General features: G+C 65.9%; 9 protein-coding genes. 3 read left to right on the top strand and 6 right to left on the bottom strand.

From position 1 onward, the window contains the following. The 4 genes from EPN80_RS13165 to EPN80_RS13180 all read right to left on the bottom strand — a co-directional run. Nucleotides 1-670: ABC transporter ATP-binding protein (locus EPN80_RS13165; RefSeq protein WP_293027861.1), on the bottom strand; the 670-nt coding region annotated here is incomplete at its 3' end. Next, nucleotides 667-1,446, bottom strand: a complete 780-nt coding sequence (locus EPN80_RS13170) for an ABC transporter ATP-binding protein (protein WP_293027864.1) — start codon at nucleotides 1,444-1,446, stop codon at nucleotides 667-669. The genes EPN80_RS13170 and EPN80_RS13165, both read right to left, overlap by 4 nt. 292 nt (nucleotides 1,447-1,738) lie before the next feature. Continuing rightward, nucleotides 1,739-3,367 carry a GMC family oxidoreductase N-terminal domain-containing protein gene (locus EPN80_RS13175; RefSeq protein ID WP_293027867.1) on the bottom strand — a complete coding sequence of 543 codons (1,629 nt, stop codon included), beginning with the start codon at nucleotides 3,365-3,367 and terminating at the stop codon, nucleotides 1,739-1,741. A 78-nt stretch (nucleotides 3,368-3,445) separates the two neighbouring features. Further along, the gene (locus EPN80_RS13180; protein WP_293027870.1) at nucleotides 3,446-4,954 is read right to left on the bottom strand and encodes a CoA-acylating methylmalonate-semialdehyde dehydrogenase; all 1,509 of its coding nucleotides are present in this window, start codon (nucleotides 4,952-4,954) and stop codon (nucleotides 3,446-3,448) included. 173 nt (nucleotides 4,955-5,127) lie between these two features. Between EPN80_RS13180 and EPN80_RS13185 the strand changes: the two genes are divergently transcribed. Together EPN80_RS13185 and fumC are read left to right on the top strand one after the other, a co-directional pair. Further along, nucleotides 5,128-6,003: a LysR family transcriptional regulator gene (locus EPN80_RS13185; protein WP_293027873.1), complete on the top strand. Its 876-nt coding sequence runs from the start codon at nucleotides 5,128-5,130 to the stop codon at nucleotides 6,001-6,003. Nucleotides 6,004-6,080: 77 nt separating this feature from the next. Continuing rightward, nucleotides 6,081-7,466 (top strand): class II fumarate hydratase, encoded by a 1,386-nt coding sequence (fumC, locus tag EPN80_RS13190; RefSeq protein ID WP_293028010.1) that lies wholly within the window; start codon nucleotides 6,081-6,083, stop codon nucleotides 7,464-7,466. Nucleotides 7,467-7,489: 23 nt separating this feature from the next. Here fumC and EPN80_RS13195 read toward each other — a convergent pair whose 3' ends face one another. After that, nucleotides 7,490-11,074 (bottom strand): indolepyruvate ferredoxin oxidoreductase family protein, encoded by a 3,585-nt coding sequence (locus tag EPN80_RS13195; RefSeq protein WP_293028013.1) that lies wholly within the window; start codon nucleotides 11,072-11,074, stop codon nucleotides 7,490-7,492. A gap of 209 nt (nucleotides 11,075-11,283) precedes the next feature. Here EPN80_RS13195 and EPN80_RS13200 point away from each other — a divergent pair, with 209 nt between their 5' ends. Then, on the top strand, nucleotides 11,284-11,745 hold the full coding sequence (locus EPN80_RS13200) for an Lrp/AsnC family transcriptional regulator (RefSeq protein ID WP_047215577.1): 462 nt from the start codon (nucleotides 11,284-11,286) through the stop codon (nucleotides 11,743-11,745). A 6-nt stretch (nucleotides 11,746-11,751) separates the two neighbouring features. Here EPN80_RS13200 and EPN80_RS13205 read toward each other — a convergent pair whose 3' ends face one another. Continuing rightward, the gene (locus EPN80_RS13205; protein ID WP_293027876.1) at nucleotides 11,752-13,326 is read right to left on the bottom strand and encodes an asparagine synthase-related protein; all 1,575 of its coding nucleotides are present in this window, start codon (nucleotides 13,324-13,326) and stop codon (nucleotides 11,752-11,754) included. Nucleotides 13,327-13,553: the final 227 nt, after the last annotated feature.

Here is a 13,553-nt window from a genome sequence, read left to right on the forward strand (position 1 = left end):
TGCCGTGTTCCATGACATAGAACCGGTCCGCCAACGGCGCGGCAAACCGGAAATTCTGTTCCACCATCACGATCGTGTACCCCTTGGCCTTGAGCGTGACGATCATGCGCGCGAGCGCCTGCACGATCACCGGCGCCAGACCCTCCGAAATCTCGTCGAGCAGCAGCAGCCGCGCCCCCGTGCGCAGGATCCGCGCCACCGCCAGCATCTGCTGCTCCCCGCCCGACAGCCGCGTGCCCTGGCTGTGGCGCCGCTCGTACAGGTTCGGGAACATCGCGTAGATCTCCTCGAGCGACATCGCCTGCGCGCGCGCGCCCACCAGCGGCGGCAGCAGCAGGTTCTCCTCGCACGAGAGCGCCGCAAAAATCCCGCGCTCCTCCGGGCAGTACCCGATCCCGCGGTGCGCCACCTGGTGCGTCGACAGCTGAATCGTCTCCGCCCCGTCGACCCGGATCGAGCCCTGGCGCCGCCCCGTCAGCCCCATGATCGCGCGCAGCGCCGTGGTGCGCCCCGCGCCGTTGCGCCCGAGCAGCGTGACCACCTCCCCGTGGCTCACCGACAGGTCCACCCCGTGCAGGATGTGCGACTCCCCGTACCACGCCTGCACGCCCTCCAGCTCCAGCGCCGGCGCACCCGTGCCGCCCGCCTTGCCCTCGCTTGCCTTGCTCACCCGTGCGCCCCCTCCAGCTCGGCCTCGACCGTGCCCATGTATGCCTGCATCACCTGCGGGTTCTTCGACACCTCGGCATAACTCCCCTCCGCCAGGATCTCCCCGCGCTGCAATACTGTGATGGTGTCCGAAATACCCGCGATCACGCTCATGTTGTGCTCGACCATCAGAATCGTGCGCCCGGCCGAGACCTTCTTGATCAGCGCCGTGACCCGGTCCACGTCCTCGTGACCCATGCCCTGCGTGGGCTCGTCGAGCAGCATCAGCTCCGGCTCCATCGCCAGCGTCGTGGCAATCTCCAGCGCCCGCTTGCGCCCGTACGGCAGCTCCACGGCCGGCGTGTGCGCGTACTCGGCCAGCCCCACCTCGCCCAGCAGCGCCAGCGCCTGCTCGTCGAGCACCGCCAGCGAGGCCCCGCCGCGCCAGAAATGAAACGCCGTGCCCAGGCGCCGCTGCAGCCCCACCCGAACGTTCTCCAGCACGCTCAGGTGCGCGAACACCGCCGAGATCTGAAACGAACGGATGATGCCGCGCCGCGCGATCTGCGCCGGACGCTCGCGCGTGATGTCCTCGCCGTTGAACAGGATCTGCCCCGCGCTGGGCTCCAGAAATTTGGTGAGCAGGTTGAAGCACGTCGTCTTGCCCGCCCCGTTGGGCCCGATCAACGCATGGATCGTGCCACGCGCCACCCGCAGGTCCACCCCGTTGACAGCCGTAAAACCGCGGAAGCCCTTGCTCAGGCCTCGGGTCTCCAAAATGAAGTCGTTTGCTGTCATGTCTCCAGCCACGTGATAGGTTTATCGCGCTCGGCGGACAACGCGTGCTGTCCGCCAGCTACTTTGTGGACACTCCCGCGACCGTTATCGGGACAGCACCCTGACGGCCACGAGCGCTGCAGCACGGTGCGACTCTTGCTCGAACCTTGCCAGCGAAGGGCTATTGTGTTCCAAATGTTGCATCGCAATCATCGGGATTTCCACTAGGAGAGGCAGGAAATTTGCAACTGCCCGAAGCCAATCAGAAATCCTAAGGTTCGACGCGTTCGGTCTCCTGTTTTGTGCAACGAATTTATTTGCGTGCGGCGATGCGATCGGCGCGAATCATCTCGCTGGCCTTCTCGGCGATCATCAGGGTCGGCGAATTGGTATTGCCCGACGTTATGGTCGGCATCACCGATGCATCGACCACGCGCAAGCCCGCCAGCCCGCGCACTCGCAGGCGGCTGTCGACCACCGCGCCGGCGTCGTCGGCACGCCCCATGCGGCAGGTGCCGACCGGATGAAAAATGGTGGTGCCGATATCGCCCGCCGCGCGCGCCAATTCCTCGTCGCTCTGATAAGCCGGGCCGGGCAGATACTCGCGCGGTGCATAACGCGCGAACGCCGGTGCGGCAAGAATACGGCGGGTCAGGCGCAAGGCGTCGGCGGCCACCGCGCGGTCTTCGGGCGTTTGCAAATAATTCGGCGCGATCGTCGGCGGCTGCTGTGCGTGCGGACCGCTCAAATGGATGCTGCCGCGCGAAGTCGGCCGCAAATTGCACACCGATGCGGTAAACGCGTTGAAGGTATGCAGCGGATCGCCGAACTTGTCGAGCGACAACGGCTGCACGTGATATTGCAGATTGGCACGCGCCTGGAACTCGTCGCTCTCGGCAAAGGCGCCCAACTGCGACGGCGCCATGCTCATCGGCCCGCCTTGCGTGAGCGCATACTGCAGGCCGATGCGCAACTTGCCCCACCAGTGGCTGGCAAGCGTGTTGAGGGTCTTCACGCCATCGACCCGGTAGATCGTGCGCAATTGCAGATGATCTTGCAGATTCTCGCCCACCCCGGGCAGATCGTGCACGACCGCCACCCCGTGTTGCTGCAGCAACGCGCCCCGCCCCACGCCGGAGACCTCCAGCAATTGCGGCGAGTTGACCGCGCCGGAGGCCAGCAGCACTTCGAGACGTGCTTCGACGCCGCATTCCTGCCCGTCATGCCGATAGTTCAGGCCGACGCAACGCTTGCCGGCGAATACCAGGCGCGTGACCTGCGCGCCGGTCAGGATGGTCAGGTTCGGACGCCCGCGCGCGGGCCGCAAAAACGCCTTCGAAGCATTCCAGCGCACACCACGCCGCTGATTCACCTCGAAGTAGCCGACGCCGAAATTATCGCCCCGGTTGAAATCGTCGGTGGCGGGAATGCCGCTTTGCGCGGCGGCTTCGACAAAGGTATCGAGTACCCGCCACGACAGACGCTGCGCTTCGACACGCCACTCGCCGCCGCCGCCGTGAAATTCGCTGGCACCCTTGTGGTGATCCTCGACGCGCATGAAGTACGGCAGCACCGCGTCCCAGCGCCAGCTCGCATCATCGGCGATGGCGGCCCAACCGTCGTAATCCTCGCGCTGGCCACGCATATAAATCATGCCGTTGATCGACGAGCTGCCGCCCAGCACGCGTCCGCGCGGATACGCCAGCGCGCGCCCGTTCAGGCCGGCTTCGTTCTGCGTGCGATACAGCCAGTCGGTGCGCGGATTGCCGATGCAATACAGATAACCGACCGGAATGTGTATCCAGTGATAATCGTCCTTGCCGCCGGCCTCGATCAGCAGCACCGTCACGTCGGCGTCCTGCGTCAGTCGATTGGCCAGCAGGCAGCCGGCGGTGCCGGCACCGACGATGATGTAGTCGTAAGCGCCCTGATGCTTGGGCATGTCTCCTCCCGATCCGCTGACGGCTTCAGAACTTCAATGAGCGCGCCCGCCGGCTTACCGCCGCAGGCGCCGGCGTGCTTACTTGGCCACCGGCATGGTGAACTCGGCGCCCTTGCCGATGCTGTCGGGCCAGCGCTGCATCACGCTCTTGTAGCGGGTATAGAAACGCACGCCTTCCTCGCCGTAGGCATGGTGATCGCCGAACAGCGACTTTTTCCAGCCGCCGAACGAGTGCCAGGCCATCGGCACCGGAATCGGCACATTGATGCCGACCATGCCGATCTGGATCTGCCGCGCGAAAGTGCGCGCCACGCCGCCGTCGGATGTGTAGCAGGAGACCCCGTTGCCGAACTCGTGCGCATTGATCAGTTCGACCGCGGCGGCGAAATCGGGCACGCGCACCACGCACAGCACGGGGCCGAAAATCTCCTCGCGATAAATCGTCATGTCGGTGCGCACGTCGTCGAACAGCGTGCCGCCGACGAAGAAACCTTGCTCGTGCCCGGCCACGCGCAGGCCCCGGCCATCGACCAGCAGCTTGGCGCCTTCTTCGACGCCCTTGGCGATATAGCCCTCGACCTTGGCTTTATGGGCGCCGGTGACCAGCGGGCCCATTTCGGCGCGCGCATCGGTGCCGGGTGCCACGCACAACGCCTTGACACGCGGCACCAGCCGCTCGACCAGCGCATCGGCCACGTGCCCGACGGCCACGGCCACCGAGATGGCCATGCAGCGCTCGCCGGCCGAGCCGTAGGCCGCGCCCATGAGTGCATCGACCGCCTGGTCGAGGTCGGCATCCGGCATCACCACCAGGTGATTCTTGGCGCCGCCCAGCGCTTGCACGCGCTTGCCGCGCCGCGTGCCCTCGCTGTAAATGTACTGGGCAATCGGCGTGGAGCCGACAAACGACACGGCCTCGACATCGGGGTGCGCGAGCAGCGCGTCGACTGCCACCTTGTCACCCTGCACCACGTTGAATACGCCATCGGGCAGGCCGGCCTGGCGCAGCAGGTCCGCCATCAGCAGGCTGGCCGACGGATCACGTTCGGACGGCTTGAGCACGAACGTATTGCCGCACGCCAGCGCAATCGGGAACATCCACATCGGCACCATGACCGGGAAGTTGAACGGCGTGATGCCCGCGCACACGCCGATCGGCTGGCGCAGGCTCCAGTTGTCGATGCCGCCGCCGATGTTGTCGCTGTGCTGGCCATTGAGCAGGTGCGGCGCGCCGCAGGCAAACTCGACCACCTCGATGCCGCGCGTGACCTCGCCCTTGGCGTCGGAAAAGACCTTGCCGTGCTCGCTGGTAATCAGCCGCGCCAGCTCGTCATGGTGCTGCTCGAGCAGCGCCTTGAAATTGAACAGGATGCGGGCCCGCTTGAGCGGAGCGGTCGCGGCCCAGGCCGGCCATGCGGCGCGCGCGGCGGCCACGGCGGCCTCGACCTCGGCCTCGCTGGCCAATGCCACGCGTGCGCTCACGGCGCCCTCGGCGGGGTTGAAAACGTCCGCCAGGCGGCCGCTTTGACCGGCGCGCAGCTGGCCGCCGATGTAGTGGTTGATCACAGGAATATCAGCGTTACTCATATCGACCTCGGTGCGTTCGCGCCCATCGCGGCGCGCAATCCAGAGCGAAGCGGCCAAGGTGCCGTCGCTTTTTTCATGGCTAAAGCCTAGCCCCACTGGCGCCGGCAAATCCAATGATTTATGCTGAAGAACAATATAAGTACCTCTTATATCTCCTCTGGGTTGGCGCTGCCATGGAATTCAATCAATTGCGCGCATTCGTCACGGTGGCGCACGAGGGCAACCTCACCCGCGCCGCCGCGCGCCTGCATCTCACGCAGCCGGCCGTCAGCCTGCAAATCAAGGCCTTGCAGGAAGCCCTGCACCTGACCCTGTTTACCCGCACCGCCCAGGGCATGAGCCTGACGCGCGACGGCCAGGCACTGCTGCCGCTGGCCGAGCGCCTGCTGGGCGACCTGGGCGCGCTGCACCAGGCTGCCGCGGCATTGCGCGAGACGGTGCGCGGCAAACTGCGCATCGGCACGATTCTCGACCCCGAGTTCACCCGCCTGGGCGCCTTTCTCAAGCGCCTGGTGGAGTCCTACCCGCAGATCGAGACGGAGTTGCGGCACGGCATGTCGGGCACCGTGCTGCAACAGATCCAGCGCGGCGAACTCGACGTCGGCTTTTATATCGGCAAGCCCTCCGACCTGTTCCACACGGTGACCCTGACGCCATTCAATTACCAGGTAGTCGGGCCGCCCGGCTGGAAAGAGCGGATCGCGCGGCGCGGCTGGAAAGAGCTGGCCGCGCTGCCGTGGATCTGGACGCCGCCCGAATCGGCGCATCACCGGTTGCTCACGGCGCTGTTCGCGCCGCTCGGGGTGAGTCCGCCGACCGTTGCGGTAGTCGATCAGGAGCAGTCGATGCTCGATCTGGTCAAGTCGGGCGTGGGCCTGTCGTTGATGCGCGACTCGATTGCCCTGCGCGAAGCCCATGCGCACGGCATGGTGATCGCCGACGGCGTCAGCGTGCCGACCGAATTGAGTTTCATCACGCTGGCCAGCCGCCGCAGCGAGCCGGCGATCGCCGCGGCGCTCGCGCTGATCGAGACGGTCTGGCACGGCTGAGCATGCGCGGCCGGCACACCCGGCATGGGCTTGCTACACTGGAAAGATTCCGACAGGAGCTTGCCATGTCTACCAGGATGGAGCGCGACACCTTCGGCGAAATCGCCGTACCCGACGAACATCTCTGGGGCGCGCAAACGCAGCGCTCGCTGGAGAATTTCAAGATATCCACCGAGAAAATGCCGCGCGAACTGATGCACGCGCTGGCGCACGTCAAGCGCGCCGCGGCAGGCGTCAACCGCGCGCTGGGCGTGCTCGACGAGCGCAAGGCCGAAGCCATTATCGCGGCCGCCGACGAGGTCATCGAGGGCCGTCACGACGACGAGTTCCCGCTGGCCATATGGCAGACCGGCTCGGGCACGCAGACCAATATGAACATGAACGAGGTGCTCGCCAATCGCGCCAGCGAGCTGCTGGGCGGCGTGCGCGGCGAGGCCCGGCTGATTCACCCCAACGACGACGTCAACAAGGGGCAATCGTCCAACGATGTGTTCCCCACGGCGATGAGCGTGGCCGCCGCCGGCGCGCTGGTCAGCCGGCTGCAGCCGGCCATCGGACAACTGCGCGATACCCTGGCGGCCAAGGCCCGGCGCTATGACGACATCGTCAAGATCGGCCGTACCCATTTGCAGGATGCCACGCCGCTCACCCTCGGCCAGGAAATCTCCGGCTGGGTCGCGCAGCTCGACCACGGCTTGCGCCACGTCGAGGCCGCCCTGCCGCATTTATGCGAACTGGCGCTGGGCGGCACCGCGGTGGGCACCGGCCTGAACGCGCACCCCGAATTCGCCGTGCGGGTGGCGGCCGAGCTCGCGCGCGCGCTCGGCCTGCCGTTCGTCACCGCCCCCAACAAATTCGAGGCGCTGGCGGCCAACGACGCGCTGGTGCATGCGCACGGCGCGCTCAAGACGCTCGCCGCGAGCCTGATGAAAATCGCCAACGACGTGCGCTGGCTGGCCAGCGGCCCGCGCTGCGGCATCGGCGAGCTGCATATCCCGGAAAATGAACCTGGCAGCTCGATCATGCCCGGCAAAGTCAATCCGACGCAGTGCGAAGCAATGACCATGCTGTGCTGCCAGGTGCTCGGCAACGACGTGGCGATCAATGCCGGCGGCGCGATGGGCAACTTCGAACTGAATGTGTTCAAGCCGCTGCTGATCCACAATTTCCTGCAAAGCGTGCGCCTGCTGGCCGACGGCGCGACCAGCTTCAACGATCACTGCGCGATCGGCATCGAGCCCAACCGCGCGCGCATCGACGCCTTGCTGCAGCAGTCGCTGATGCTGGTGACCGCGCTCAACCCGCACATCGGTTACGACAAGGCCGCGCAAATCGCCAAGAAGGCGCACAAGGAGGGCACCACGCTCAAACAAGCGGCGCTGGCGCTGGGCTATCTCAGCGCCGAGCAGTTCGAAGCCTGGGTACGCCCGGCCGACATGGTTGGCATGGTCGGCAAACGCTGACGGCGCACCGGGTTGCGCGCCGCCTAGCGCGAGGCCACCACCGGAATGCCCTTGAGGGCCAGGCCGCCCTGCGCCGCGTGCGCGAGCGCGGCGGCCACCGCCGGGCCGCGCGCGGCATCGATGCCCAGTTGCTTGGCCAGCGCCGCTTCGACGCGCTTGGCAGCGGCCAGATTGGCCAGTTTGACGTGACCGTATCCGCGAATCCTGGCGGGCGCCTCGGCCAGCGCCAGCGCGGCGTCGAGGTTGCCTGAACTCAGCACGCCCAGCATGCGCTCGATCGTCACCGCATAGTCGGCCGCCAACTCGCGCTCCATGCGACGCTCGAGCGTGCGGCCGAACGGGTCGAGCGCGCTGCCGCGCAGACCGCGCAGTTTGGCCATCGTGCCGAGCACCGGCCACAGCCACGGGCCGAATGTCACTTTGCGCGGTGCGCCGCCTTGCTTGCCGGGCTTGGCGATGAGCGGGGGCGCCATATGGAACTCAATGCGGAAATCGCGCCCGGCCTGGCCTTCGAACTCGCCGGCCAGCGCCTGACGGAACGTGCCGTCGGTATAGAGCCGGGCAACTTCGTATTCGTCCTTGTAGGCCAGCAGCTTCGCATACTGCCGGGCCACCGCCCGCGCCAGCCGCTCGGCGCCGGCACCGGCCACGCGGGTCTCGGCCGCGCGCACCTTGTCGACCAGCGCGCTGTAACGCTGCGCATAGGCGGCATTCTGATAGGCCGTGAGCAACGCGCGCCGATGCGCGACGATTGCCTCGAGCGAATCTTCGCCGGCCTCGCGCGGCGCCGCGATCAGGGCCTCCAGCGCCGCCGGGTCGCCGGCGGCCAGGCGGCCGAGGTCGAACGCCAGTTGATTCATCGCCACCGCCACGCCATTGAGTTCGAGCGCGCGCATGAGCGCCGCGAGCGATACCGGCACCAGGCCCAACTGCCAGGCAAAGCCGAGCATCACGATGTTCGAGCCCATGGTGTCGCCCAGAAAGCGCTTGGCCAGCGCCTGCGCGTCGCACGTATCGAGCGGCTTGCTGCCCGAGGCGTGACGCATTTTCGCCAGCAACGCATCCGCGTGCAATTGCGCATCGGGATTGCGCACGAAATCCGCATTGGGAATCGCGTGCGTATTGACGACGATACGCGTGCGCTCGCGCCGCACGGTTTGCAGCGCGTCGGCGCTGGCGCCCACCACCATGTCGCATGCCAGCAGCACATCGGCCTGCTGCGTATCGATACGCACCTGGTTGAGCCACTCCGGGCGGCTGGCAAAGCGCACGAACGACAGCACCGCGCCACCCTTTTGCGCGAAGCCCATGAAGTCGAGCACCGAGGCGCGCTTGCCTTCGAGGTGCGCGGCCATGGTGATCAGCGCGCCGACCGTAACCACGCCGGTGCCCCCCACGCCGGTGACCATGATGTCGTAGGGCGCGTCGTCCAGCGCGATGGCCGGCAACGGCAGGGCGCCCACCTTGGCCTCGAGCACCTGCGGATCGAACGCGGCCCCGACAGCCTTTTTGAGCTGCGCGCCCTTGACCGAGACGAAGCTCGGGCAAAAGCCGTTCACGCACGAGAAATCCTTGTTGCACGACGATTGATCGATGCGGCGCTTGCGGCCCAGCGGGGTCTCGACCGGCTCGACCGACAGGCAATTGGACTGCACGCCGCAGTCGCCGCAACCTTCGCACACCGCCTCGTTGATAAACAGGCGGCGGTCGGGATTGGGAAACTCGTTTTTCTTGCGGCGCCGGCGTTTTTCCGCCGCGCACGTCTGGTCGTAGATCAGCACGGTGACGCCGCTCATCTCGCGCAACGCGCGCTGTACGTCGTCGAGTTCGCGGCGGTGATGGAACGTGGTGCCGCGCGGGAACTGATCCTCGTGGCCTTGATATTTCTCCGGCTCGTCGCTGACCACCACCAGTTTGGTGATGCCCTCCGCTTCGACCTGCCGCGCGATCTGCGGCACCGAAATGCTGCCGTCCACCGGCTGCCCGCCGGTCATCGCCACCGCGTCGTTGTAGAGAATCTTGTAGGTGATGTTCGCCTTGGAGGCCACCGCCTGGCGAATCGCCAGGATACCGGAGTGGAAGTAAGTGCCGTCGCCCAGGTTCTGGAACACATGCGGGCGCTGGGTGAAGTGATAATGCGACGCCCAATCGACGCCCTCGCCACCCATCTGGATCAGGCCGGTGGTGTCGCGCTCCATCCATGACGCCATGAAGTGGCAGCCGATGCCGGCCTGCGCGATCGAGCCCTCCGGCACCTTGGTCGAGGTGTTGTGCGGGCAGCCCGAGCAGAAATACGGCACGCGCCGCACGCCGTCGGCCTCGTTCGACAGAATCTCGTGCGCCACCAGATCGACCACCAGATGGCGCCGGTCCAGCGCGGGCTTATGCCGCGCCAGCCAGTCGGCGAACACCGGCAAAATGCGCGACGGACGCAACTCGCCCAGCGCGGAGAGCAGCGGGCGGCCCTCGGCGTCGGCCTTGCCCAGCACCAGCGGGCGCGCGCGCTCGATCCGATTGTAGAGATATTGCTTGATCTGCTGCTCGACCACCGGCCCCTTTTCCTCGATCACCAGCACTTCGCGCAGGCCGTTGACGAAGGCGTCGATGCGCGAGAGTTCGAGCGGAAACGCCAGCCCGACCTTGTAGACGCGCACTCCGGCGGACTCCAGGTCGGCCACCGTCAGGCCCAGGCGCCGCAAGGCCTCCATCAGATCGAGGTGAGCCTTGCCGCAGGTGACGATACCGATATCGGCTTGCGGGCTCGGTGCAATCCATTTGTCGATGCTGTTCACGCGAGCGAAGTGGCGCACCGCGTCGAGCTTGGCGGCCAGACGCGCCTCGATGGTCAGGCTCGGCAGATCGGGCCAGCGGTTGTGCAGGCCGCCGGGCGGCGCATGGAAGTCCACCGGCTGCGCCCACTCGGTGCGCACCGCGTCGAGATCGACCGTGGCGCGCGACTCGACGGTTTCCGAGATTGCCTTGAAGCCCGCCCACGCGCCGGAAAAGCGCGACAGCGCAAAACCATACAGGCCGAACTCGAGCATCTCGGCGATATCGGCCGGGTTGAGCACCGGCATGCTCCACGACATCATCGTAAAGTCGCTCTGGTGCGGCATCGACGAAGAAACGCAGCCATGATCGTCGCCCGCCACCACCAGCACGCCGCCATGCTCGGACGCGCCATAGGCATTGCCGTGCTTGAGCGCGTCGCCGGCGCGGTCGACCCCCGGCCCCTTGCCGTACCACATGCCAAACACGCCATCGACCGTGCGCAGGGTATCGGCCTCGACACGCTGCGTGCCCATCACGGCGGTGCCGGCCAGCTCTTCGTTGATGGCCGGCAGGAATTTCACATTGGCCGCCTCGAGCAGCTTTTTGGCTTTCCAGAGCTGCTGGTCGACCCCGCCCAACGGCGAGCCGCGATAGCCGCTGATGAAGCCGGCCGTGTTCAGGCCGCGCGCCTGATCGAGTGCGCGCTGCATCAGCGCAATGCGCACCAGCGCCTGCGTGCCGGTCAGAAACACCTGGCCGCGCGTCGCGACGAGATTGTCGGATAGCTGGTAAGCGCCATGCTTGAGGGATGTGGCGGCAAGCGCCGCTGGGCGCATGGGGGCATTCATGGGAGTCTCTCCTCACCCTGGGCGGCGTCAGCGCGCCGGTGATCGGGCGAAATATTGTCATTGGCAGCCACGGCCGTGCCTCGGCCGGCTGCGTCGATGAGGAAAGTGTATGCGGGGTGTTGCGAAAAATTTTTACTTTTTCACTCAGAAAATAGCACAATAAGAAATAAGCATTTTCCTAAAAGGCAAATTTCGAGATGAACGTTATCGATGGCTTCGCCCGCAAGATTCTGCGCCTGCTGCAGGCGGACTCGCGTCGTTCGGCGCAGGAATTGTCCGAACACGTGGGATTGTCGGCCACGCCGTGCTGGCGACGCATCAAGGACATGGAACAAAGCGGCGTCATCCAGCGCTACACGGTGCTGCTCGACCGCGAGAAGCTCGGCTTTCATATCTGCGCGCTGGCGCACATCCAGCTCACGCGCCACACCGAGGGCGGCACCGAGCAATTCGAGCGGGAAATCAGCACCTGCCCGGAGGTCACCGAGTGCTACAGCACGACCGGCGAGGCCGACTACATTCTCAAGATCGTCGCGCCCGACATCAAGGCCTACGACGAATTCCTGCACAGTCACGTGTTCCGGCTGCCCGCGGTCGCCCAGGTCAAGACCAGCGTGGTGCTGCGCGAGATCAAGTTCGACACGAGCTTGCCGCTGTAGCCGGCCTCACGCCAGCGCCGGCTCGGTTTCTCCGGTACCGCTGAACATCGCCTCGCGATCGTCGAACACTTCCTGCAGCACCGGGTACGCGCCGAACCTCTCGAAGGCGCGCTCGCCGGCAAAGGCGCCGAACAGCGCTTGCCAATGCGTGAACAGGAACATCGAAAATTTGTCGCGCAGCCGCGCGGCCGGATACGCCTGCCGGCAGGCTTCGAAGTCTCGATCTGAAATTTCGGCCTCGACGGCCTGTATGACGGGCAGAATGCCGCTGGCGTGATAAAAACCCATCTTGCTGCGCCACACGATCGCGCCCGGCAACAGGTCCTCACACGATTGCCGCAGGATCATTTTTTCGACGGCCTGTCCGGCCGGGTCTCCCAACAGGCTGGTCATCGGCAGGTTGGTGACGTATTCGACCAGGGCGGGGTCCAGGAACGGCACGCGCGCTTCGAGCGAATAGGCCATCGTCGCCCGATCCAGGCGCAGGCATTCGGTGTTGTGGATATTGTCCAGCGCCAGGCGCATGCAGCGGCCAAACGCGTCCGGGCTCTTGTTCAGAAACACCCCATACCCGCCGAATATTTCGTCCGCGCCCTCGCCGCACAGAACCACCTTGACGCCGGCCTCGCGCGCCGCCTTGGCCAGCAGCATCGTCATCAAGCCTTCGAGCACCAGCGCCGGGTTGAACGACTCGGTATGGCGCACCGCGTCGGGCAGCAAGGCGCGCGCCTCATCCAGTTCGAGCCAGCGGATCACGTGAGCAATCGCCAGGTGCTCGCATACCTGCCGGGCGGCCGCGATGTCCGGCGAACCGGGCACGCCGACCGTAAAAGCCGTCGTGTCGGGCCGATATTTCGCGCACAGGGCCGTGACAATACTCGAGTCGATGCCGCCCGACAGGAAGGTGCCGACCCCGATGTGCGGGTCGACCATCAAATGCTTCGCGACGGATGACTCGAGCAACGCGCGCACCATGCCTGCGCTGGGTACCGATTTGGCGCGCGGCGCGCCCCGCTCGTGCCAGCGCAGCAGCGTCGAACAATACACCTGGGCGCCCGGCTCGATCAGGTCGAACGCCTCGATATTTTCGTCCAGCACGGCAAAGGCCTTGGCCTCGGAGGCGAAGAACCATGCGCGCGCAGTCCTGGCGTAATACAGCGGCTTGATGCCGTAACGGTCGCGGCACGCGAGAAAGTCGCCAGTAAGCTCGTCATAGACGACAAAGGCGAACATGCCGTCGAGCAGGCGAGCGCATGCCGGGCCGTATTTGCGAAACAGCGCAAGGATGACCTCGGTATCCGAATCGGTGGCGAACTCGAATTCGTGCGACAGATCCGCGCGCAACGACCGGTGGTTGTAGATTTCGCCGTTGCACACCACGTGCAGGCGCCCGGTCGGATCGTGCAGCGGTTGGCTGCCGCCGCGCGCATCGACAATGCTGAGCCGGCTGATGCCGAGCAGGCATTGCGCGCCGATGCGCTCGATTCTCCTCTCGTCTTCCCCACGATGGCCGATCGCGTCGAGCATGCGCGGCCCGAGCAGCGGATCGGCCACACCGATGCAAGCAATGATTCCACACATAGGAGGCCCCTGAACTCAGTGGCGAGGGTTTGCATCGCTGATGCCGCATCTCGAGGAATCGTGCCCGGCGTCCGGCTGCGGCCCTCGCTAACTGCGCTGCGTCTTCAGGATGGTGCTTCCGATTGTAGTTTTTTGCATGCAGTGCGATACCCACGAATTCCGTAGCGACACTACGGCTTCCGGGTGAAAACTACGGGGATCCGGCCACCGCGCGCACCAGGGCGTCT

Source organism: Pandoraea sp. (assembly GCF_004297875.1).
GTDB lineage: Bacteria > Pseudomonadota > Gammaproteobacteria > Burkholderiales > Burkholderiaceae > Pandoraea.